General features: G+C 65.1%; 21 protein-coding genes and 1 riboswitch. Of the genes, 6 read left to right on the forward strand and 15 right to left on the reverse strand.

The features are described 5' to 3' along the window. The first annotated feature begins 365 nt into the window (after positions 1–365). Genes ACIBJI_RS23170 through ACIBJI_RS23185 form a run of 4 tightly spaced genes read left to right on the forward strand, consistent with a single transcriptional unit; the run spans position 366 to position 5,185 of the window. Complete coding sequence (locus tag ACIBJI_RS23170; protein ID WP_364342044.1) at positions 366–452, forward strand: potassium-transporting ATPase subunit F; 87 nt, start codon at positions 366–368, stop codon at positions 450–452. Further along, positions 453–2,123, forward strand: a complete 1,671-nt coding sequence (gene kdpA, locus ACIBJI_RS23175; protein WP_397085615.1) for a potassium-transporting ATPase subunit KdpA — start codon at positions 453–455, stop codon at positions 2,121–2,123. A 1-nt stretch (position 2,124) separates the two neighbouring features. Next, on the forward strand, positions 2,125–4,296 hold the full coding sequence (gene kdpB / locus ACIBJI_RS23180; protein WP_397085617.1) for a potassium-transporting ATPase subunit KdpB: 2,172 nt from the start codon (positions 2,125–2,127) through the stop codon (positions 4,294–4,296). A 1-nt stretch (position 4,297) separates the two neighbouring features. Further along, positions 4,298–5,185 (forward strand): potassium-transporting ATPase subunit C, encoded by an 888-nt coding sequence (locus ACIBJI_RS23185; RefSeq protein WP_397085619.1) that lies wholly within the window; start codon positions 4,298–4,300, stop codon positions 5,183–5,185. Positions 5,186–5,234: 49 nt separating this feature from the next. Here the strand turns inward: ACIBJI_RS23185 and ACIBJI_RS23190 are convergent, their stop codons facing one another. The 3 genes from ACIBJI_RS23190 to ACIBJI_RS23200 all read right to left on the reverse strand — a co-directional run bounded on the left by ACIBJI_RS23190 (position 5,235) and on the right by ACIBJI_RS23200 (position 8,833). After that, positions 5,235–5,420 carry a hypothetical protein gene (locus ACIBJI_RS23190; protein ID WP_364341784.1) on the reverse strand — a complete coding sequence of 62 codons (186 nt, stop codon included), beginning with the start codon at positions 5,418–5,420 and terminating at the stop codon, positions 5,235–5,237. An 81-nt stretch (positions 5,421–5,501) separates the two neighbouring features. Further along, positions 5,502–7,640, reverse strand: a complete 2,139-nt coding sequence (locus tag ACIBJI_RS23195) for a glycogen debranching N-terminal domain-containing protein (RefSeq protein WP_364341786.1) — start codon at positions 7,638–7,640, stop codon at positions 5,502–5,504. Beyond that, on the reverse strand, positions 7,637–8,833 hold the full coding sequence (locus ACIBJI_RS23200) for a glycosyltransferase family 4 protein (RefSeq protein ID WP_396956166.1): 1,197 nt from the start codon (positions 8,831–8,833) through the stop codon (positions 7,637–7,639). Before ACIBJI_RS23200 ends, ACIBJI_RS23195 begins: the two co-directional genes overlap by 4 nt. A gap of 365 nt (positions 8,834–9,198) precedes the next feature. Between ACIBJI_RS23200 and ACIBJI_RS23205 the strand changes: the two genes are divergently transcribed. Beyond that, complete coding sequence (locus tag ACIBJI_RS23205) at positions 9,199–9,480, forward strand: hypothetical protein (RefSeq protein WP_396956167.1); 282 nt, start codon at positions 9,199–9,201, stop codon at positions 9,478–9,480. A 1-nt stretch (position 9,481) separates the two neighbouring features. Here the strand turns inward: ACIBJI_RS23205 and ACIBJI_RS23210 are convergent, their stop codons facing one another. The 9 genes from ACIBJI_RS23210 to ACIBJI_RS23250 all read right to left on the reverse strand — a co-directional run bounded on the left by ACIBJI_RS23210 (position 9,482) and on the right by ACIBJI_RS23250 (position 16,944). Beyond that, positions 9,482–9,931, reverse strand: a complete 450-nt coding sequence (locus ACIBJI_RS23210) for a carboxymuconolactone decarboxylase family protein (protein ID WP_396956168.1) — start codon at positions 9,929–9,931, stop codon at positions 9,482–9,484. A gap of 65 nt (positions 9,932–9,996) precedes the next feature. Continuing rightward, positions 9,997–11,562, reverse strand: a complete 1,566-nt coding sequence (locus ACIBJI_RS23215; RefSeq protein ID WP_397085621.1) for a PstS family phosphate ABC transporter substrate-binding protein — start codon at positions 11,560–11,562, stop codon at positions 9,997–9,999. Between the two features lie 125 nt (positions 11,563–11,687). After that, a complete protein-coding gene (locus ACIBJI_RS23220; RefSeq protein WP_364341794.1) occupies positions 11,688–12,743 on the reverse strand; it encodes a PHP domain-containing protein in 1,056 nt (351 codons plus the stop codon). 5 nt (positions 12,744–12,748) lie between these two features. After that, positions 12,749–13,330, reverse strand: coding sequence for a dihydrofolate reductase family protein (locus ACIBJI_RS23225; RefSeq protein ID WP_364341796.1), 582 nt, complete (start codon positions 13,328–13,330; stop codon positions 12,749–12,751). A gap of 55 nt (positions 13,331–13,385) precedes the next feature. Continuing rightward, positions 13,386–14,246: a bifunctional DNA-formamidopyrimidine glycosylase/DNA-(apurinic or apyrimidinic site) lyase gene (gene mutM, locus ACIBJI_RS23230; RefSeq protein WP_364341798.1), complete on the reverse strand. Its 861-nt coding sequence runs from the start codon at positions 14,244–14,246 to the stop codon at positions 13,386–13,388. 159 nt (positions 14,247–14,405) lie between these two features. Beyond that, the gene (gene rnc, locus ACIBJI_RS23235; protein WP_364341800.1) at positions 14,406–15,128 is read right to left on the reverse strand and encodes a ribonuclease III; all 723 of its coding nucleotides are present in this window, start codon (positions 15,126–15,128) and stop codon (positions 14,406–14,408) included. Positions 15,129–15,150: 22 nt separating this feature from the next. Then, positions 15,151–15,333, reverse strand: a complete 183-nt coding sequence (rpmF, locus tag ACIBJI_RS23240; RefSeq protein ID WP_014987105.1) for a 50S ribosomal protein L32 — start codon at positions 15,331–15,333, stop codon at positions 15,151–15,153. A 61-nt stretch (positions 15,334–15,394) separates the two neighbouring features. After that, positions 15,395–16,021 (reverse strand): YceD family protein, encoded by a 627-nt coding sequence (locus ACIBJI_RS23245; RefSeq protein ID WP_397085624.1) that lies wholly within the window; start codon positions 16,019–16,021, stop codon positions 15,395–15,397. 176 nt (positions 16,022–16,197) lie between these two features. Beyond that, positions 16,198–16,944, reverse strand: coding sequence for a DivIVA domain-containing protein (locus ACIBJI_RS23250; protein ID WP_364341804.1), 747 nt, complete (start codon positions 16,942–16,944; stop codon positions 16,198–16,200). Positions 16,945–17,250: 306 nt separating this feature from the next. Between ACIBJI_RS23250 and ACIBJI_RS23255 the strand changes: the two genes are divergently transcribed. After that, complete coding sequence (locus tag ACIBJI_RS23255; protein WP_364341806.1) at positions 17,251–17,766, forward strand: GtrA family protein; 516 nt, start codon at positions 17,251–17,253, stop codon at positions 17,764–17,766. A 58-nt stretch (positions 17,767–17,824) separates the two neighbouring features. On the opposite strand, the gene coaD is transcribed toward ACIBJI_RS23255, so the two are convergent. Genes coaD through ACIBJI_RS23270 form a run of 3 tightly spaced genes read right to left on the reverse strand, consistent with a single transcriptional unit; the run spans position 17,825 to position 22,326 of the window. Further along, positions 17,825–18,310, reverse strand: a complete 486-nt coding sequence (gene coaD, locus ACIBJI_RS23260) for a pantetheine-phosphate adenylyltransferase (RefSeq protein ID WP_364341808.1) — start codon at positions 18,308–18,310, stop codon at positions 17,825–17,827. 54 nt (positions 18,311–18,364) lie between these two features. Beyond that, complete coding sequence (rsmD, locus tag ACIBJI_RS23265) at positions 18,365–18,925, reverse strand: 16S rRNA (guanine(966)-N(2))-methyltransferase RsmD (RefSeq protein WP_364341810.1); 561 nt, start codon at positions 18,923–18,925, stop codon at positions 18,365–18,367. Further along, the gene (locus ACIBJI_RS23270; RefSeq protein ID WP_397085626.1) at positions 18,922–22,326 is read right to left on the reverse strand and encodes a pyruvate carboxylase; all 3,405 of its coding nucleotides are present in this window, start codon (positions 22,324–22,326) and stop codon (positions 18,922–18,924) included. Before ACIBJI_RS23270 ends, rsmD begins: the two co-directional genes overlap by 4 nt. Before the next feature lie 233 nt (positions 22,327–22,559). Further along, positions 22,560–22,864, forward strand: a riboswitch (cobalamin riboswitch). Positions 22,865–22,924 lie beyond the last annotated feature (60 nt).

Consider the following 22,924-nt stretch of genomic DNA (forward strand, 5'->3'; position numbering starts at 1 on the left):
CAACCGACAGGAAGCCGGTCGCGTTGGAAGCCCCCGCACAACCGGTCGATGAATTTCTACTCCCGTATCGGCCGCCTATCTGGATCTTTACGGTGTGTTGACGGGTTGTCCGCCTACCTTGACGGCATCCTTTCACCGAGTGCCCGAGCCCATACCCGTAAACGAAGCGTCAATGCTGATCAATGGGCCGCTAAGGACCCGTAAACACGCTCCGCACCAGCTCGAATGACCGCTTGACTCACCCTGTCGCGCTCCATACAGGGAGCGCCAATGGAGGTTGTGTAAATGTCTGTCGTGGTGTTCACGGTGCTCACCGTGGCGATCTTCGCGCTGCTGGGTCTGATCCAGCGGGGGGTGGAGAAGCTGTGATCGCGAACCTGGTCGGCTTGATTCTGGCCGTTCTCGTCGCCGTCTACATGGTCGCGGCTCTGCTTTTCCCCGAGAGGTTCTAGGTGAACACGACCACAGCGGGGATCGCCTTCCTGGCGTCCCTGATCATCGCGCTCGCCTTGGTGCATGTGCCGCTGGGTGACTACATGTTCCGGGTGTACAACGCCAAGAAACACTCCCGTGCGGAGCGGGTGATCTACAAGGCCATCGGCGTACAGCCCGAGGTCGAGCAGAGCTGGGGCGTCTACGCCCGCAGTGTGCTGGCGTTCTCCGCAGTCAGCGTGCTGTTCCTGTTCTTCTTCCAGCTGATCCAGGGCAAGCTGCCGCTGCACCTGAACGATCCGGGCACCGAGATGACACCGGCGCTGGCGTGGAACACCGCCATCAGTTTCGTGACGAATACGAATTGGCAGAACTACTCCGGTGAGTCGACCCAGGGTCACCTGGTGCAGATGGCCGGTCTCGCGGTGCAGAACTTCGTCTCGGCGGCTGTCGGTATCGCGGTGGCGGTCGCGCTGGTGCGCGGCTTCGCCCGCCGCCACACCGGCGAACTCGGCAACTTCTGGGTGGATCTGGTGCGCGGTACTATCCGCATCCTGTTGCCGTTCGCGTTCGTTTTCGCGATCGTGCTCATCGCCGGTGGCGCCATCCAGAATTTCCACCTGCACGATCAGGTCGCGCAGACGCTGAACGGTAGCGAGCAGACGATCACCGGCGGGCCGGTGGCCAGCCAGGAGGTCATCAAGGAACTCGGCACCAATGGTGGCGGCTTCTATAACGCGAACTCCGCGCATCCGTTCGAGAACCCCAACGCCTGGACCAACTGGCTGGAAATCTTCCTGCTGCTGGTGATCAGCTTCTCGCTGCCGCGCACGTTCGGTCGCATGGTCGGCAGCAAGAAGCAGGGCTACGCGATCGTGGCCGTGATGGGCACCATCGCGCTTATCAGCGTGACCTTGCAGAACTTCTTCCAGCTGCAGCACCATGGGACCGTGCCGACGACGATCGGCGCGTCCATGGAGGGTGTCGAAACGCGGTTCGGCGTCGCCGATTCCGCGACCTTCGCCACCGCGACCACGCTGACCTCGACCGGTGCCGTCGACTCCTTCCACGACTCGTATACCAGCCTCGGTGGCATGATGACGATGTTCAACATGCAGTTGGGTGAGGTCGCGCCCGGTGGTACCGGCTCGGGTCTGTACGGCATGCTCATCCTCGCGGTGATCACCGTCTTCGTGGCCGGTCTGATGGTCGGGCGCACGCCGGAGTACCTGGGCAAGAAGATCACCCCGCGCGAAATCAAGCTCGCCGCGTCGTACTTCTTGATCAGCCCGCTGATCGTGCTCGTCGGCACCGCCGTCGCCATGGCAATGCCGGACCAGCGGGCGAGCATGGCCAACAGCGGGCCGCACGGACTCTCAGAGGTGTTGTACGCCTTCACATCCGCGGCGAATAACAACGGGTCCGCCTTCGCGGGTCTGACCGGAAATACCGAGTGGTACAACACCGCGCTCGGCCTGGCCATGGTTTTCGGGCGGTTCCTGCCGATGATCTTCGTGCTCGCGCTCGCAGGTTCGCTGGCCCAGCAGGGCACCACTCCCGAGTCGATCGGCACGCTACCGACGCACCGGCCGCAGTTCGTCGGCATGGTCGTCGGTGTGACGGTGATCTTGGTCGCGCTCACCTTCCTGCCCGCACTCGCACTCGGGCCGCTCGCTGAAGGAATCCACTGAAATGACCAGTCCCACTACTGAAATCACCAGCGTTCCGGACGAGTTCAACGAGTCGAAGAAGCGGCTGGAACACAACCGCGGTCGTGTCCCGCGTGGCGCGCTCGACCCGAAGATGCTGCTGACATCGCTGCCGGATGCCGCGCGCAAGCTCGACCCGCGCACCATGTGGCGCAACCCGGTGATGTTCATCGTCGAGATCGGCGCGGTCTGGTCGACGATCCTCGCGATCACCGACCCCAGCTTCTTCGCGTGGGCGATCGTGGTGTGGCTGTGGCTCACCGTGATCTTCGCCAACCTCGCCGAAGCAGTCGCCGAGGGCCGCGGCAAGGCACAAGCCGACACCCTGCGTAAGGCGAAGACCGACACCGTTGCTCGGCGACTGGTCGACTGGTCGCCCGGCGCCAGAATCGTCGAGGAGAAGGTCAGCGCGCCCGAACTGCAGCGCGGCGACTATGTCGTCGTCGAGGCGGGGCAGATCATCCCCGGTGACGGCGATGTCGTGGAAGGCATCGCCTCGGTGGACGAATCGGCCATCACCGGCGAATCCGCCCCGGTCATCCGGGAATCCGGCGGTGACCGCTCGGCCGTCACCGGCGGCACCACGGTCCTGTCCGATCGGATCGTCGTGAAGATCACCCAGGAGCCGGGCGCGAGCTTCATCGACAAGATGATCGCCCTCGTCGAAGGTGCTTCCCGGCAGAAGACGCCGAACGAAATCGCGCTGAACATCCTGCTCGCCTCGCTGACGATCATCTTCGTCTTCGCGGTGGTCACCCTGCAGCCGCTGGCTATCTTTTCCAAGGCGAACAACCCTGGCGTTACGGATACTTCGGCACTCGATGTGCACGGCATCACCGGCATTGTCATGGTCTCGCTGCTGGTCTGCCTGATCCCGACCACCATCGGAGCACTGCTCTCGGCCATCGGCATCGCGGGTATGGACCGCCTGGTCCAGCGCAACGTACTGGCTATGTCCGGCCGCGCGGTCGAGGCCGCCGGCGACGTGAACACCCTGCTGCTGGACAAGACCGGCACCATCACACTCGGCAACCGCCAAGCCTCGGAATTCGTTCCGGTACCCGGCGTTCCGGATGACGAACTGGCCGATGCCGCACAGCTTTCCAGCCTCGCCGACGAGACCCCCGAGGGTCGCTCCATCGTCGTCTACGCCAAGCAGGCGTTCAACAAACGCGAACGCACCCCGGGCGAGCTGACCGGCGCGACCTGGGTGGAATTCACCGCCCAGACCCGCATGTCCGGCGTGAACCTTCAGGACGGGCACCAACTGCGCAAAGGTGCGGCCAGCGCGGTCACCGAATGGGTTCGCGCACAAGGAGGGGACGTACCTACCGAGATCGGCGTGATCGTCGATGGCGTCTCGGCCTCCGGTGGTACGCCACTGGTGGTCGGTGAGGTCAACGATGGCACGGCCCGGCTGCTCGGTGTCATCCACCTCAAGGACGTCGTCAAGCAGGGCATGCGGGAGCGTTTCGACGAGATGCGCCGCATGGGCATCCGCACCGTCATGATCACCGGCGACAACCCGTTGACCGCCAAGGCGATCGCCGATGAGGCGGGCGTGGACGACTTCCTCGCCGAAGCCACGCCGGAAGACAAGCTGGCCCTGATCAAACAGGAGCAGGACGGCGGCAGGCTGGTCGCGATGACCGGTGACGGCACCAACGACGCTCCGGCACTGGCACAGGCCGACGTGGGCGTCGCGATGAACACCGGCACCTCCGCGGCCAAGGAAGCCGGGAACATGGTCGATCTGGATTCGGATCCGACCAAGCTCATCGAGATCGTGGAGATCGGCAAACAGCTGCTCATCACCCGTGGCGCGCTGACCACTTTTTCGATCGCCAACGACATCGCCAAGTACTTCGCGATCCTGCCCGCGCTGTTCATCGCACTGTTCCCCGGCCTCGACGCGCTCAACATCATGCGGCTGGCCAGCCCGCAGTCGGCGATCCTGTCGGCGGTCATCTTCAACGCACTCGTCATCATCGCGCTGATCCCATTGGCGCTGCGCGGGGTGAACTACACACCGACCCATGCGTCGAAACTGTTGAGCCGCAACCTGACCATCTACGGCCTCGGCGGCATCATCGCACCGTTCATCGGCATCAAACTCATCGACCTCGTTGTCCAACTCCTCCCCGGGATGTCCTGATATGCGTATGTCAACCTGGATCCGGCAGCATCTGGCCGCGTTGCGTGCGCTGCTGGTGCTCACCGCGATCACCGGAATCGTCTATCCGCTAGCGGTTTTCGCGGTCGCTCAGATGCCCGGCCTGCACGACAAAGCCGAGGGCTCGCTGATCACCGTCGACGGAAAGACAGTGGGCTCCAGCCTGATCGGGCAGTCCTTCACCGATAAACACGGCAATGTGCTGGCGCAGTACTTCCAAAGCCGTCCCTCCGCAGCTGGTGACGGCTACGACCCACTGTCCACCGCCGCGTCCAACCTCGGCCCGGAAAGCATCGTCGACACCCTCGACTCCGATCCGGACAAGGTGAAACTGAGCCAGCTCTCCACCGTCTGCGCGCGCAGCAAGGAGGTCGGCGACCGTGAGGCGGTCGACGGCAGCCGCCCGTTCTGCACCAAAGACGGTGTCGGCGCGGTGCTTTCAGTGATCGGTCCACGCGACACCGACGGCGAGGTCTCGCAACCAGTGCAGGTCATCAGCGTCAACGAAGCATGCCCGACGACACCATTCCTGGACACCTACAACGGTGTCGAAGTCGAGTGCGCCAAACCGGGCGAGGACTACTCGGCCGGCCGCATCGTCCCGATCTACGGCGACGCCGCAACCAACACACCAGTACCCACCGACGCGGTCACCGCCAGCGGCAGCGGTCTCGACCCGCACATCACGCCGCGGTACGCGGCCATCCAGGTCACGCGAATCGCCAAGGCCCGCAATATCTCCGAGGATCAGGTGCGCACACTCGTCGACGCGCACACCGATGGCCGGACCCTCGGCTTCCTCGGTGAACCGCGCGTCGATGTGGTCGAGCTGAACCTCGATCTCGACAAGCGATACCCGTTGCGCGGCTAACGACCCGAGCGCTCATTCCCGATGGGAATGGGCGCTCGGTCGATTCTGTTCAGTTGTCCTCGACGCAGGCGAAGCAATACGCCGATGCGGCGAGATACTGGTGGCAGTCCGGGCCATGGCCCGCATGCGTACTGCAGATGAAACGCGCCAGGTCGAGATCGAGATCCATGGGCTCGGCACTGCAATCACGGTGCTGACTGCTCCACAGATCCCGGCGATCCAGTGATGTCTGCATTGTGCACCTCCAGCCTGCTGGTATTCAGTGGAGAAGCAAACCAATGTCCTTACGGTGGTGGATTACCCGATTCGGCGCGGTTCATCGCGTGATCTGCCAATCATCGGGCAGACGCACGGTGGTGACCTGATCGCCCTCGGCCTCGAGATCCACGGTCGCCGAACCCAATCGCAGATCACTCAAAGTGACCGTGCCCCACTGCGGCGGCAGCTGCGGTCTGACAGTGAGCGTGTGCGACGGCGCGGCCGGATCCAATCCGAGGAACGAGCGCACCAGCAATAGCGGTGCCGCGCTGGCCCACGCCTGCGGTGAACAGGAAGTGGGATATGGGACCGGAGCGGCGAACTGATCGCGCGGGAATCCGCAGTACAGCTCGGGCAGCCGACCGCCGAAAGAGGCTGCCGCATCGAGTAATCCGCCCGCCAGCCGGGTGGCGAGCTCGACCGCGCCCGGCACCTGCCGGTAGCGTAGCAAGCCCGCGACGGCGATCGCGGTATCGTGCGGCCAGACCGATCCACAGTGGTAGCTCATCGGGTTGTAGGCACCCATCGACGAGGCGAGTGTGCGCAGCCCGAAGCCGGTGTCCATTTCGGGTCCGGAGAGCCGCCCGACCATTTCGGCGGCGTGCTCGTCACTGGCGATGCCGGTCCAAAGACAATGCGCCACATTGCTCGTCAGCGCGTCGACCTGCCGTTTGCCGCCGTCGAGTGCGACCGCGTACCAACCCTGTTGCGGCAACCAGAACTGTTCGGCGAATTTACCTCGCAGTTCGGCGGCCCGCTCGCGTAACCGGGTCGCGGCGCGCTGATCGTCGAATGCCTCGGCCAATTCCGCGCGGGACAGCAGTGCGGCATACGCATAGCCCTGCACTTCGCACAGCGCGATCGGCGCCTCCGCGAGATGTCCCGCAGCATCGTTGATTCCGTCGAAACTGTCCTTCCAACCCTGATTGACCAGGCCGCGATCGGTGGCACGGCGATATTCGACGAAGCCGTCGCCGTCACGATCGCCGTAATCGGTGATCCACCGCACCGCGGCGTCGGCGGCGGGCAGCAGTTCCCTGATCACCTCCGAATCCGCGCCCCACCGATGACATTCCGCCAGCAACATGATGAAAAGCGGTGTGGCATCCGCGCTTCCGTAATAGGTACTGCCACCGAGCACATGCCCGCTGGCCGGGCCGCGGCGCATTTCGTGCATGATCCGTCCCGGCTCCTCCTCGGTGAGCGGATCGATACACTGCCCTTGCATTTCGGCCAACTGCTGCAGTGTGCCCAGCGCGAGATCCACTTCCAAAGGAAGCGCCATCCACGCTGTGAGCAAACTGTCGCGGCCGAACAGGGTCATGAACCAGGGCGCACCCGCGGCCACGAACGGACGGCCTTCGCCGGATTCGTCGTGGATCTGCAAGGCGCCCAAGTCGCTTTCCGAGCGGCGGAGTACCTGGGTGAGAACGGGATCCGCGGAAGTGATCTTCGTCGCGGTGTGTCGCCATGCCGCCATCTTGCGGCTCGGCGCGCTGAGCCCATGGTGCTCCCCCGGCGCCAATGGCGCCTGGACGCGCTGATTACCGACGGTCGGCTGGGCCACGATCTCGGTTTGCCAGCGTTCGCCGGGCAGCACGACCACCCGCCAGAGCAGGGTGCCGGGCAGAACAGCGGGCTCGACGGTCGCCGAGACCGTGAGCCCGCGCATCCGATCGGTGCGGTCGTGCAGCAGCAGTTCGCCTTCGGCCACGGCGACCTCGGCGCGGCCGTGCGCTACGCGGCCCTCCTTGACCGCGAACAGATCGACGAAATCAGCGTCGACATGCAATTCCAGGGTGACCGCGGTGGCCTCGCGGCCCATATTCTCCAGCGTCAGAATCTCGTGCATGCCGTCGGCGATGAGGCGTTCGCGCACCACGAGCAGGGTGCTATCGACCTGTCCGGCCTGCGGTGGCCGGCGCAGCACGAATCTGGCGGCGAACGCCTCTGGGCTGAGCACCGACAGTGATTCGGCAGGTTTGCCGTCCACCAGCAGTTCCCAGCGGGAGATGACGCGGGCGTCGCGAAAGAACAACCCGTGCGGGTGTCCCGGTTCGACATCACCGAGCCGATTCGATAGGCAGAAGGTTCCGCCCTCGACCAAGGTCACCGAACTTCCACAACCGCCGAGACCGGTCGGCTCACCGGAATTCAGCGGTGCGGGATTCGACGCGACGCCGGCGTCTGTGGTCATACGCGTTCGCTGGCGGGAATACGGACCGGCACCGTCTTATCGAGCAGCAGTGCCGCGCGCGCATGACGCCGCGAACGCAGGAGCTGGTGATAGACCTGCTCGTAGCCGCGCCCGAGCGTGCCAGCGCCGAAGTTCGCCTCGACGTGTGCGCGGCATGCGGCCGGATCCATCTGGCTCGCTTCGGCGATCGCCGCGGGCAGCTCGGACGGATCATCACAGATCCGGCCGGTCACACCATCGACGACGACCTCGGCAACGGCTCCGCCGCGAAGCGCCACCACCGGCGTACCGCAGACCATCGCTTCGATCATCACCATGCCGAACGGTTCCTCCCAGTCGATCGGGAACAACAGGCAACGCGCACCCGCGAGCAGTTTGCGCTTGGCCTGCGCATCCGCGAGTCCGAAAAGATGATCGCGCTCGGTGATCAGTGGGCGCACATGTTTCTCGAAATACGCCCGCTCGGGTGCCTCACTGCATTTGCCCGCGAGCACCAGAGGAATACCGGCCTCGTGCGCGGCTTGCAATGCCAGATGCGTGCCCTTGGTTGCGGTGAAGCGGCCGAGAAACAGTGCGTAGTCGCCTTTTTCGGTTTGGTACGGCCACTGGTCGACATGCAGTGCATTGTGTACGCGACCGACCCAATTCAGATCGGGCGCCAATTCACGCTGCCGATCACTGATCGCGACCAGCGATACTTCCTGGCCCAATTCGCGGTAGTAGTGGTAGCAGTCGCCCTCGTCGACCGGGCCGTGCACGGTCACCACTGTCGGCAAGCCCAGTCCCATATATGCCGGGGCATTCAGTGGTCCGGCAAAGGTGTGGTCGTGCACCAGATCCACGCCCGAGGTGGCGGCAACCTGTTCGATCGCCCTTCGCACCTTCAGAGCGTGCACGACCTCGGGAAACGGCTCGCCGAGCCGTTCGGGTAACGCGCGATCCCAAACCGGAACGAATTTCGCCGTGGTACCGGGTTCGCCGGCGCCGAACAATGTCACGTCGTGCCCGCGTGCGACCAAGGCGTCGACCAAATCGGCGACTACGGCCTCGACTCCGCCATAGGCCTTCGGCGGTACGTCGAAGTATGGCGGAACAACCATCGCAATGCGGAATCGTTCACCGACGTGATCGGTAGACAGCAAATCCGAAGCGGCAATGGGCGCCGAATTCGGCGCGATTAGACCTGCGCTCATGACCATCCTTCCAGGGACAACCTTGTGCACATCCACCCAGCACTTCGGTGCGCTGGGCGCCGAACGTGTTGGCCGCCGCGGCGGAGGTGGAGACTGAAGCCTGCACCGCCGTCCATGAAGGCTTGGTTGGCCTGGTCACGCCGGTTGGCATGAACAGGGGGGCCGCACACAGACGTACCTTATTTCTGGATGCTCAAACCACGCAGTCGGTCTGAAATCTCAGCATTTGGGATAAAATAGCCCATTATCCGACTTTGGCATCAAGGGGACTTATCGCAAAATTGCATATTTCGAACGGGGCGAGCGAACAAATCCGGTGCGCGATTGCTCTACCATCTCATTATACGCATACATATAATATGAACATGTTCGATCCCATCACTCTCGCCGTCGGAGCCGCAATCGCGGGTGCCGGCTGGGCCGTAGGCCGGTTCGGCAGGCGCTCGCCCGCTGGAGCCGCAGTCGCCCGGTGCGGCTGTGGCCACGACCTGGCGCTGCACGATCCGGAGGCGGGCACCTGCCATGCCGAGCTGGTCCGCAAGACCTACGGCGGGCCCGTATGGGTGCAGTGCGGTTGCCGACGCTACACCGGTCCGGTTCCCGTCGAGGAATTCTTCAGCAGACCGATCATGCCCTCGGACGACTGACTCACGACTCGGCCGCCGAGGCGGGCTGCATGCGCAGCGGCACCCCGATCCGGTTCCACAGGTTGATCATCGCGGTGACCGCGACCAGACCGGCCCGCGCGTCCTCGTCGAAGTTCTTCTCCACCTCGGCCCAGATTTCATCGCTGACACCGTGTTCACCAAGTCTGGTGACGGCCTCCGCGTAGGCAAGGGCGGCTCGTTCGACCTCGGTGAACTTCACCGACTCACGCCAGGCATTGAGGTAGTAGATCCGCTGTTCGGTCTCGCCCGCCATCCGCGCATCGGTGGTGTGCATATCGATGCAGAACAGGCAGCCATTCATCTGGGAAACGCGGATCTTCACCAGCTCACGCACCGTCGAATCCAGTGGTCCGCGGCGGATGGCCTGCTCGGCGGCGTACCAGGCCTGGTAGATCTCGGGCGCCGCCTCGGCGAGCTTCATACGTGACATAGGTCGTCCTCTCTCGAAATCGCTTACCCGAGTAGGACGAGATAGCCGCCGAGTCTGTGACAACGTTACGAAGACGGCAGGCAGCGGGCCCGATCGGGAAGCTCGCTACAGGGCTCGTTGCCATGCTCGCGCAACACATCCTTACCGGTCAGATCGGTCAGGAAGTGTATGAAGCTCGCACCGAGCGAATCGCCGGGGAGTTCGCCGTAGCTGTAGGCGTATTCGACACCCCAGAACGGATAGCTGCGGTTGACGGCGGCGTCGCGACCGGCCGTTACGCCATTGATGGTGAGGGTCGTGGCTCCTACCTTCACCGCCTCGGAGAACTCGCTGTAGCCGATCGCACCTGGGAGATCGCTCACCGCCTTCTGCATATCCTTGGTGACCTGCACATCGCAATATCTGGCTGTCGCGGGTGCGCCATCCTTGATCGCAACACAGCTGACGTGCGGCCGATCGGGCTGCGGGCCGCCGAGTAACCTGCGCTCCAACGTATTTCGAGTGCCCGATCCCGGTATCCGATTGACCAGCACGACCGGCAGATCGGCACCGCCGACATCGCGCCAGTTGGTGATCCGGCCCTGATACAGATCCTGGATCTGGGCGACGGTGAGGTTGGTGACGCCGACATCCTTGTGCACGATCATGGTGAACAGCGATAGCGCCAGCGGGCGTGCCAGCAGCGGTTGGTAGCCATCACCTTTCGGTCCGTCGCTGATCGTGAGCAGGTCGGGATCGTCCTCGCCCTCCTCGGCGAGCTGGTCGAGTCCGCGTTCGGTGCCCTCGAAACCGAAGGCGAATTCCGCTCCGGTGCAACGCTTCCCATACTGCGCGGCCGCATCGCGAATGACCGGTTCGAAGGCCGAGGAGCCGACTACCGAGAGTTTGCCCGCGGCACAATCCAATGGCGTCGGATCGGGCGCCAGCACGGCGACCAGGAGCTGGACGACGATCACCACGACCAGGAAGGCCGTGAGCGCCACCATCACTCGCGAAATGCCGGTACGGCTCTGGGTTTCGATGATCCGTCCACCCTTGATGCCGCCGCTCAGCACCGGATCCGGATACTCTCCCGTGCCCTCCGAACGTTGCAGGATGGCCAGGATCTTGTAGTGATCGCCGCGATTGAGCGGCACTCTCGGCAGATCAATGGCACCGATATGTCCGACCGTATCCTCGCGAACCGCGATGCCCGAATCACGGCCCAGCGAATCGGCCAGACCCTGGTCGCTCAGCTCGGTCACCGCCATACCGATGACCCGGCGCTGTGGAAAGTTCAGATGCAGGCCGACCCGGCCCGCCTCCGGTGCTTGGTAGTCGTGCGTGTCGATCGGTGTCGCACCGCTGTTTTCGATGCGGACCAGGACAACCGACAGATCCTTCAGCGGGGGACTCACACCGTCCTGCGCCGGGCGCAGCTGCGGCAGCACTCCAGGAAAGACCGACTCGATCTCACCGGTGACCGGCGTATCCATCTGGACCCGATAGCCGAGTTCCTTGCGTCCGACGAACACGAACTCCCACAGGAATGCGATGACCGGCACCGCGATACCGATGAGTCCGAGCACGATTTCGATCGGAAAGCCACCCACCGGCGCCGCCACCCCCCAAGAGATCTGTGTGTCAACCATTCTCGAACGTCATCGGGCATCCTCGCAGATCCCGCACCAGTGTTCGGCAACAGTTAACCGGATGGTCGGAAGCTGGCGCCGAAATCATCTCCGAACAGGTCGGCCTGCTCGTGCTGAAGCGACGATCAAACCACGTCCCCGGCTGGCGATTTGGTCCAGGCAAGCAGCTTCTCGGTTGGCCAAGTGTTGATAACCCGTTCCGCCGCAACATCGTTCGCGACAGCGCGCTCGCAGCCGTAACCCAGCCAGTCCAACTGACCAGGGGCATGCGCATCGGTGTCGATCGAGAAATAGCATCCCATCTCGACCGCCATCCGCAGCAGTCGCGACGGCGGATCGAGCCGTTCGGGCCGGCTGTTGATCTCCACCGCTGTCCCGTAACTCCGGCACGCCTCGAAGACGAGTTCGGCATCGAAACTCGACTCCGGCCGCAGCCCCCGCTGCCCCGCGATCAGTCTGCCGGTGCAGTGGCCCAGCACATCCACATTCGGATTCGCCACCGCATACACCATGCGCTTGGTCATAGCCTCGCTGTCGGCACGCAGATGCGAATGTACGCTGGCCACAACGATATCGAGTTCGGCGAGCAGATCGCTGTGCTGATCCAGGGCCCCGTCGTCGAGGATGTCCACCTCGATTCCGGTGAGAATTCGGAATGGCGCGACTCGTTCGTTCAGCTCGGCGACCACATCCAACTGCCGCCGCAATCGGTCGGCCGAAAGTCCGTTGGCGACGGTCAACCGCGGCGAATGATCGGTCAGCGCGCAGTATTCGTGTCCGAGCGCGGCCGCGACTCCCATCATCTCCGCGATCGGACTGCCGCCGTCGGACCAGTCGGAGTGGGTGTGCAGATCGCCGCGCAACTGGGCCCGCATGGGCTTGCCCGGTCCCCCGATGGGCTGCGCGGCCTTGCGCAGTTCGCTCAAATAGTCCGGTACCACACCGGAATACGCCTGCTCGATGACGGCGGCGGTCTTGGGGCCGATCCCCGCGAGTTCTTGCCAACTGTGCGCCGCCCGATGGATCGCCCGCTCGCCCTCGGGCAGCTGCGCCACGATGTCGGCAGCCCGCCGATACGCCTTCACCCGATGTGTTTGCGCCCGTGCGCGTTCCAGCCAGAAGCCGATTTCGCGCAGCGCCTCCACCGGACCCGGAGCGGCGATCGAATCGTCTTCCGCCACAGCGGTTACCGAATCCGGCTGTACTTCACGAAGGCGACGCCGTCCTCGAAAACCCGGCTGGTGATCACCCGGAAGCGGGCCGCCTCGGGCAGGCGCGGGCCGGCACCGAACAGCGGACGGCCACTGCCGAGTACGACCGGGTACAGCTTCAGGAAGATCTGATCGATCTCCGGCAGCAACACCTGCGCCAATTCCCCGCCGCCGCACAGCCAGATCCCGAGTCCGTTGTCCCGCTTCAACTCTCGCACTGTGGCGAGCGGATCGGCCGAGATGAGCTCAACCGACGGATCCGGGCTCTCGGGCAACGTCGTCGACACGACGAATTGACGCAGATGCGAATACGGGCTGGAGGTTCCGGTCCGCACGCCGAAATCGTGGGTCTTGCGACCCATCAGCACGGTGTCGAAGTAACGGTTGCGCTTATCTATGCCGAGGGCCTCCCGCACCTTCGTCGGCAGGGTCTCCGGGTACTGCGCGGTGATCGCCGGGCCGTGATCACCACCGACCGGGAAGAAGTCGACCGACCCCTCCTCGGTGGCGATGAACCCGTCGATAGTCGATGCGACGTAGTAGGTGAGCTTGCGCATAAGTCCTTCCTCCACGGCCGGTCTAACCGCCTAAAAGAACGGTAGCTCGCCAACCCTAACGGCGACGGGGCTTCGGTTGGCAGCGCGGGCAGGAGTACGAAGAACGATTCATGAACTTCTCCCGCAGGATGGGCGCACCACAGCGACGGCAGGGTTCGTCCTCGCGCCCGTAGACCGCGAGCGAACGTTCGAAGTAACCGGATTGGCCGTTGACATCGACATATAGGGCGTCGAACGAGGTGCCACCGGCCGCGAGCGCCTCCTCCATCACCACGCCGACCGCGGTGAGCAGGGTGCGCACGGCGGGTCTGGTCAGGCCGGATGCGAGCCGGTTGCCGTGGATCTTGGCCCGCCACAGTGATTCGTCGGCATAGATATTGCCGACGCCGGAGATCACGGTCTGATCCAGCAACACCCGCTTGATCTCGGTTTGTTTGGCGCGTACCGCTGCCACCACGGCCTCTGGGTCATAGCGCGGGTCCAGTGGATCCCGGGCGATATGCGCGACGGGCTCGGGCACCAAGGTGCCGTCGACCTCGACCAGCGGTGCGAGCGCCCAGCCGCCGAAGGTGCGCTGATCGACGAAGCGCAATTGCGTGCCGTCGTCGAGAGTCGCGAGTATATGCGCGTGCTTCTCCACCGGAGCATCGGCGGACCGCACGAGCATCTGCCCGCTCATACCGAGATGGACGACGAGCGAGGTGTCCGGATCGTCGAAGGTGAGCCACAGGTACTTGCCGCGACGCTCGGCGGCACAGACCCGCAGACCCTTCAACCGGGCCGTCAGATCGTCCGCGCCTTCGAGATGGCGGCGCACCGACCTGAGATGGGTCACCGTGACGGATTCGACGACCCGCCCGACAACATGTGCGGCGAGTCCGCGCCGGACGACCTCGACCTCGGGCAACTCGGGCATCAAGCACTCCTATCGACCACGCGCGAGTCTTACGAGCACCCGTTCGCGGCCTGTCTCGCATCCGGGTGGCCGAAGCGCATCCGACGCCGTCGCGAGTCTCGGCCACTCGGAAGCGAGACGCCGGGGGCCGCGAATACGCGGTGCCGTAGGCGCCGCGAATTAGATACTGTCGGTCAGCGCCTGATAGGCGGCGCCAGCGGCCTTCTGCTCGGCTTCCTTCTTGGAGCGGCCGACACCCTGACCAAACGGACGACCGCCGATCACGGTGGTCGCGGTGAATTCCTTGTCGTGGTCGGGGCCGGTCGAAGTGATCTCGTAGCTGGGCACGCCGAGGCCACGTTCGGCGGTGAGCTCCTGCAGGCTGGTCTTCCAGTCGAGTCCGGCGCCCATCCGCGGGCCGCGCTCGAGTAGGTCGGCGAACAGGCGCAGCACCACCTCGCGCGCGATATCGATACCGTGCTCGAGATGGACCGCACCGAGCAGCGACTCCATGCCATCGGCGAGGATGCTGGGCTTATCCCGGCCGCCGGTGAGCTCTTCGCCCTTACCGAGCAGCAGGTGCACGCCGAGCCCGCCTTCGCCGAGCCCGCGCGCCACCTCGGCGAGCGCGTGCATATTCACCACGCTCGCCCGCAGCTTGGCCAGTTCGCCCTCGGACTTGTCCGGGTGCTCATGGTAGAGCCGCTCGGTGATGCTCAGGCCCAGGACCGAGTCGCCCAGGAATTCCAGACGCTCGTTGGTCGGCAGCCCGCCGTTCTCGTATGCGTACGACCGGTGCGTCAGCGCCAGGCGCAGCAAATCGGCCCGCACGTCGACGCCGAGCGCCGCGAGCAGGCTCGCATGTTCACCGGACGCGCCGGGTTCGTCCTTGCTGGCGGTCACGTAGATACGACAGGTCGAACGATCAGACAGCAGCGGTGACCTGGCGGCCCTTGTAGGTGCCGCAGGAGGGGCATGCGATATGCGGCAGCGTCTTCTCGCCGCAGGCGCGGTTCGGGCACGTGATCAGGGTCGGCGCGGTGGCCTTCCACTGGCTGCGCCGCGACCTGGTGTTGGAACGGGACATCCGGCGCTTGGGAACGGCCACGACTACTTCTCCTCTTGTCCTATTGCTCGCCAGTTAGGCAGCATGGTCTTACTGGTCTGGTCTAAACGTCTGGGTTGGCACCCACATTGGGGCTGCCGTTGCCGGGCGACTCGGCGGCGAACTTCGCCAACCCGGCCCAGCGAGGGTCAAGTATCTCATGCCCGTGGCCGGAACCCGCAATCGCCATCCGGACACCGCATTCCGGACACAGGCCGGCGCAGTCCGGAGTGCACAGCGGCTGCAGCGGCAGCTCCAGGCCGATCTGGTCCGTGATCACCGGTTCCAAGTCGATCGTGTCGTCCACGATGCGGTAGATCTCGTCGTCCTCGGTGGTCTGCTCGGTGGCGCTGTCCGGATAGGCGAACAGTTCCGTGAGCTGAATATCCACCGTGCCGGTGAACGGTTCGAGGCAGCGCGAGCACTCCCCTGCTGTCGGTGCGGCGACCGTCCCGGTGACGAGCACACCTTCGGACACCGCCTGCAACTGCAGATCGAGGTCCACCTCTGCGCCCACCGGAATGGCGATCAGATCCAGCCCGATCCGCTCGTCGGTGGTGACCACGCGATGCAGCGCTTTCATTGTGCCTGGGCGGCGGCCCAGGCTGATGACATCCAGCACGAAACCCGCGTCCGGCGTGCGGCGTGCGGCCGTACGAGGACGCGAAGCGGGACCGGAACCGGCGGACATCACGAACTCACTTCACATTCGAGGGGAAATGGGCAACCAGTCCACAATACGCGAGGGCACGGTGAAGACCCAAACCGTCTGGGTCGTTCCGACCGGGCCGCCCGGCGACTTTCGCCAACTGTACGGATGTCGAGGGCCGCACGGCTGGAGCGGGCCGAAGGGCCGGGTGGGGTGGTTCAGCGGCGATAGTCGGCCGCGTAGTCCGGAGCGCCCGCACCCGAGCGCAATTGGTGACGTCCGCCGCGCACGGTCCGCAAGGTGGCGTTGAGCGTCTCCTCGAAGTCGGCGAGCCTGCTGTCGACGTACTGGTCACATTCGTCGCGCATCCGATCGGCCTCTTCGTTAGCGCCGTCGATCAATCGAGCCGATTCGGCATGCGCGGCCCGCACCACTTCGGTCTGTGTGACCAAGCGGTCGCGCTCGGCCTCACCTTCGGCGACCGAACGGGCATAGGATGCCTTGCCCGCCTCGATCATCCGCTCGGATTCGATGCGGGCCCTACCAGTCACGGCCTCGAATTCGGCATTGCCGTCGGCGACGACGCGGTCGGCCTCGGCCTGTGCGGTATTCACCAAGTGGTCGGCGTGCGCGCTGGCCTCGGCGACCATGCGGTCGGCGTGCGCCTTGGCGTCGGCGAGGATCCGGTCGGCCTCCTCGCGGGCCGATCCGATGGTCTGGTGTGCCTGTTCGTTCGCGGTCGTCACCGTCGTTTCGGCGGCCGAACGGGCGTCGGAGACGATCTTGTCGCGATGATCGAGCACATCCTGGGCGTCGTCGAGTTCGCCGGGCAGTGCATCGCGCACGTCGTCGAGCAGTTCGAGCACGTCACCGCGCGGGACGATGCAGCCGCGGGTGGGCGGGATGCCGCGCGCTTCTTCGACGATGGCGACCAGCTCGTCGAGAGCTTCGAATACGCGATACATGCTCCTACCCCACTCTCGTGCAGACCTACGGCGAAACTTTCCGCCGTAGGCCAAGTGTGCCTCTCGTCACGGCTCGTGCCGAGTCCCCCACCGGTGTGTCGTGTAGGTGTCTCGTACGCCACAAAAACAAGTGGAGGATATGTCTCCACTTGGTGTTACATTTGTCCAGGAAGGTCGCAGACAAGATCTTCTTAAGTGGATCGCAGGCCCTGACCGGGACTGTGGGGATAGAGGAGGCCGACCGGGCGGATTGCGATGACCATCGCGGTTGTCCGTACCGAAGGCTCGTGTGGGATCGGAAAGACAATGACCGTACTGGAACTACCGCGGACGGCGGTTCTGCCGACAAGCAGCCTGTACACGCCGTGGGCGGGACCGTACCCGGTGCTGCAGTCGGTGACGGCCGCTCGGTTCGGCCAGTTGATGCAGTATCTGCGTGGCGATCGGGCGCTGGCTCAGCTGATCCGCTTCGCCCTGGTCGGCGGTTCCAGCAATGTCGCCTATGTCCTGCTGTTCTTCGCGATGCACGGCGTCGGTCCCCTGGTCGCCAATATCGCGGGCTCGGTCGTGAGCACCGTGATCGCCAATGAAATGCACCGTCAGCTCACCTTCCACGCAGCGGGTCGGGTCGGCTGGTTCACCGCACAGTGGGAGGGCGGCGGGCTCGCGCTGGTCGGACTCGGGATCACCACCGCCGCACTTGCCGCGCTCGAGGTGTGGATGCCAGGTATGGGCGGTACGTTCCAGGCCGCGGCCATTCTGGCCATCACCGCTGCGGTGGGCGGTATGCGCTTCCTCGCCCTGCGCGGGTTGGTCTTCTGAGCCTTTATCACGAGTCCGCCCCGGTTCTTCGGAACCGGGGCGGATTTCGTTGGGGCGTTCAGCCTTTGCGTTCCGCGAGGCGATCGACCAAGCGCTTGTGGACGGCGGGCGGAAGCATATCGGTGACATCGCCGCCGTAGGTCGCGACTTCTTTGACCAGTGAGCTGGACAGGAAGCTGAAGGCCGGGTTGGGGGCGATGAAGAAGGTGTCGACGCCGCTGAGCTTCTTGTTCATCTGCGCCATCTGCAGTTCATAGCCGAAGTCGGTAGCATCGCGGAGACCCTTGACGATCGCGCCGATACCCTCCTGCTTGGCGAAATCCACCAGCAGACCCTGCCAGGACTCCACCCGGACATTGGGCAGGTGCGCGGTGGCCTCGCGCAGCATCTCCATGCGCTCCTCGACGCTGAACATCCCCTGTTTCTTGGGATTGATCATGACGGTCACCACGACCTCGTCGAACTGGGCCGCGGCCCGCGCGAAGACGTCGATATGTCCATTGGTCACCGGGTCGAACGAGCCCGGGCACAACGCTTCTGCCATGGACAGACGGTATCAGGAGGCCGGATCGTGACCTCGAATGCCGCGATGGCGGAGTTACTCCGGGGCGAACTCGGCTAGTTCGATGCGGGTTTCGCCGTATTTGCGCGCCTTGGCGGGGATATAGCCTGCGGGCCAGACGATCTCGGGTGAGCGGATGGAACGCTCGACTACGACGAGGGCGTCCGGTGCCATCCAGTCGTGTTCGGCGAGGGCGCGTAGGTCGGCGGTGACCGTCGCGGTGTCGACGTCGTAGGGCGGATCGGAGAAGACCACGTCGTACTTTCCCGCACCGCCGCCCGCCAGGACGGTGGCGACGGAGCCGATGCGGAGTTCGGCACCCGGCAGACCGAGGTCGGCGATATTGCCGCGCACGATGGCGGCAGCCTTGCGGTCGGACTCGATAAGCAGGGCGTGCATGGCGCCGCGTGAGAGGGCCTCCAGGCCCAGTGCACCGGATCCGGCGTAGAGGTCGAGTACCCGAAGGCCGTCGAAATCGATGCGGGCGTCGAGGGCGCTGAACAGGGCCTCGCGCACCCGATCGGAGGTGGGGCGGGTGCCCGCGGGCGGGACGCGTAACCGGCGCCCGCCCGCGGTACCCGCGACGATCCGGGTCATTCGGCCGCGGACTCGCGCACCGTCAGTTCGACCAGCAGGTCACCGCCTTCGACCTGCTGTACCTTGCCGATCGCGACGCGCCCGACGATGCCCCCGCGCGGCGCGGTGATCGCTGCCTCCATCTTCATCGCCTCGATGGTGCCGACGGTATCGCCCGCCGCGATCGAATCGCCTTCGGACACGGCAAGTGTCACCACACCGGCGAACGGGGCAGCGATATGGCCCTGGTTGTTCTTATCGGCCTTCTCTGCGGCCGGGATATCGCTGGCGATGGAGCGGTCGCGCACGGCGACCGGGCGCAGTTGGCCGTTCATGATGCACATGACCGTGCGCATACCGCGCTCATCGGGTTCGGAGATGGCCTCCAGTCCGATGAGCAGGGTGACGCCCTTCTCCAGTTGCACACGGTGTTCTTCGCCGCGACGCAAGCCGTAGAAGAACTGGTTGGCCGACAGCCCCATGGTGTCGCCGTACTTTTCGCGGTGCGCGAGGAATTCGGCGGTGGGGCCGGGGAAGAGCAGCCGGTTGAGCGTGGCACGGCGCAGTTCGGAGGAACCGGCGAGTCCGGCCTCGTCCGCCGGGGTCAGCGGGGTCTCCGGCTTGGCCGGTCCGCGACCGGCCAGTGCCCGACTGCGGAACGGCTCGGGCCAGCCGCCCGCCGGATTGCCGAGTTCGCCACGCAGGAAACCGATTACCGAATCCGGAATGTCGTAACGGCCCGGATCGGCGGCGAAGTTTTCGATGTCGACACCGGTACCGACGAGTGCGAGCGCGAGGTCGCCGACCACCTTCGAGGACGGGGTGACCTTGACCAGGCGGCCCAGAAGTCGGTCCGCCGCAGCGTATTTCGCCTCGACCTCTTCGAAGCGGTCACCGAGACCGAGCGCGATCGCCTGCTGACGCAGATTCGACAGCTGACCGCCCGGGATCTCGTGGGTATACACCCGGCCGGTCGGCGCGGGAAGCCCGGATTCGAAGGGCGCGTACACCTTTCGCAGCGCCTCCCAGTACGGCTCCAGGTCGCAGACATTCTGCAGGTTGAGGCCGGTGTCGAATTCGCTGTGCGCCGCAGCCGCCACGATCGCGGAAAGCGCTGGCTGAGAAGTGGTTCCGGCCATGGCGGCACTCGCGCCGTCGACCGCGTCGGCACCGGCCTGCCAGGCGGCGAGATAGGTGGCCAGCTGACCGCCGGGGGTGTCGTGGGTGTGCACATGCACCGGCAAGTCGAAGTTCCTGCGCAGCGCGGAGACCAGGGTCGCGGCGGCCGGAGCGCGCAGCAGGCCCGCCATATCCTTGATGGCCAGCACGTGCGCGCCCGCATCGACGATCTGCTCGGCGAGCTTGAGGTAGTAGTCGAGGGTGTAGAGGTTTTCGTCCGGATTGGACAGGTCGCCGGTGTAGCTCATCGCGACTTCCGCGATGGCCGTACCGGTTTCGCGCACCGCATCGATGGCCGGGCGCATCTGATCGACATTGTTGAGCGCGTCGAAGATGCGGAAGATATCGATACCGGTGTCGGTCGCCTCCTGCACGAATGCGCGCGTCACCTGCTCCGGATACGGTGTGTAGCCGACCGTGTTTCGTCCGCGCAGCAGCATCTGCAGACAGATATTCGGCACCGCCTCGCGCAGCGCGGCCAGCCGCTCCCACGGGTCCTCGAACAGGAAGCGCAGCGCCACATCGTAAGTCGCGCCGCCCCAAGCCTCGATGGAGAGCAGTTCCGGTGTCAGACGCGCGACATGTCCGGCGACACCGAGCAGACCATTGGTGCGCACGCGGGTGGCCAGCAGCGACTGGTGCGCGTCGCGGAAGGTGGTATCGGTGACGCCGACGGCCTTCTGCTCGCGCAGCGCCTGCGCGAAGCCTTCGGGGCCCAGGCGCAGCAGCCGCTGACGGGAACCGTCCGGCGGCGGCACGCTCAGATCGATGGCGGGCAGTTTGTCGTGCGGATACACCGTGGTCGGACGCTCGCCGTGCGGCTTGTTGACGGTGATATCGGCGAGGTAGTTGAGGATCTTGGTGCCGCGGTCGGCCGAACCGCGCAGGGTCAGCAACTGCGGGCGCTCATCGATGAACGAGGTGGTGACCCGGCCCGCCCTGAAGTCCGGATCGTCGAGCACCGCGAGCAGGAACGGGATGTTGGTGGTGACGCCGCGAATGCGGAATTCCGCGAGTGCACGGCTGGCGCGCGCCACCGCAGCGTGCAGATCGCGGCCGCGGCAGGTGAGCTTGACCAGCATCGAGTCGAAGTAGGCGCCGATCTCCGCGCCCAGGTTCGCGCCGCCGTCGAGTCGGATGCCCGCGCCACCGGGGGTGCGGTAGGCGGTGATGCGGCCGGTGTCGGGGCGGAAGCCGTTGGCCGGATCCTCGGTGGTGATCCGGCACTGCAGGGCCGCACCGCGAATGGCGACCTTGTCCTGGCTCAGGCCGAGCTGTTCGAGGCTCTCCCCCGCCGCGATGCGCAGCTGGGACTGCACCAGATCGACATCGGTGATCTCCTCGGTCACCGTGTGCTCGACCTGGATGCGCGGGTTCATCTCGATGAAGACGTGGTTGCCGCGCTCGTCGAGCAGGAATTCGACGGTGCCCGCGCAGCTGTAGCCGATCTGGCGAGCGAAGGCCACGGCGTCGTTGCAGATGCGCTCGCGCAGTGCGGGATCCAGGTTCGGGGCGGGCGCGAGCTCGATCACCTTCTGGTGGCGGCGTTGCACCGAACAGTCGCGCTCGAACAGGTGCATGACATTCCCGTGCTGGTCGGCCAGGATCTGCACCTCGATGTGGCGCGGGTTCACCACGGCCTGTTCCAGGAAGACGGTCGGATCACCGAAGGCCGACTCCGCCTCACGGGATGCGGCCTCGATCGATTCGCGCAGCTGTGCCGGATCGGCCACCCGGCGCATACCGCGCCCACCGCCACCCGCTACGGCCTTCACGAAGATCGGATAATCCAGGACCTCGGATGCGGCCAGCAGTTCGTCCACATCGGCGGAGGGGGCGCTGGACTTCAGCACCGGCAGCCCCGCCGCCCGCGCCGCTTCGATCGCACGGGCCTTGTTACCAGCCAGTTCGAGCACGTCGGCCGACGGACCGATGAAGGTGATGCCCTCGCGGGCGCAGGCCGCCGCGAGGTCCGGGTTCTCGGAGAGGAAGCCGTAACCGGGGTAGATGGCGTCGGCACCCGCGGACTTGGCCGCCGCGATGATCGCCTCGATCGACAGGTACGCCCGAACCGGGTGCCCCTGTTCGCCGATCTGGTAGGACTCCGCGGCCTTCAACCGGTGGACCGAGTTGCGATCCTCGTACGGGAAGACGGCGACTGTCCCGATGCCGAGTTCGTAGGCCGCACGGAAGGCGCGGATGGCGATCTCGCCACGGTTGGCAACCAAGACTTTCGAGAACATTGAACTAAGGTACCCGCCCCGGAATCGTGGCCTGACAGGGAAGTCCCTTTCGCAGGAATCTTCACAACGAGTCCTAGCAGGCTTGCGAAGTTGTGTTCATATCGCTGACACATAACTGTGTGTTGACTGGCGTAGCACGGAAATCGGATGGCGCTACCGACTATGCTGGTCGACGCAGCTGGTTCGCCGTGCGCAGACGAGATGGAGCCCCATCGTCGCGTTACGGAGTCGAGTTCGCGGATCGGGTAACCGGTGCGCGGACGAGAGGGAACCCGGTGAGAATCCGGGACTGTCCCGCAGCGGTATGCAGGAACGACCGCCGTCATCAGCACTGGGTAGGCCGTAGCGACTGCTTGCAGGTCGCTCGAAATGGTCTGTAGCGACTGCTTGCAGGTCGCTCGAAATGGTCTGTAGCGACTGCTTGCAGGTCGAAATGGTCAGCCCGGGAAGCGACGGCCAGTAGGTGAGCCCCGTACGGGGTCGGCCAGAAGGCCCGTGCCCGCAAGTCCGAAGACCTGCCAGCCGTGTCGGATACGCCGTATCCGGCGGCCACCGCCTCGTGGACTGGGCGCGCGGACCTCTGGTGTGATTGTCGGGC

The sequence above is a fragment of the Nocardia sp. NPDC050408 genome (assembly GCF_044458905.1).
Taxonomy (GTDB): domain Bacteria; phylum Actinomycetota; class Actinomycetes; order Mycobacteriales; family Mycobacteriaceae; genus Nocardia.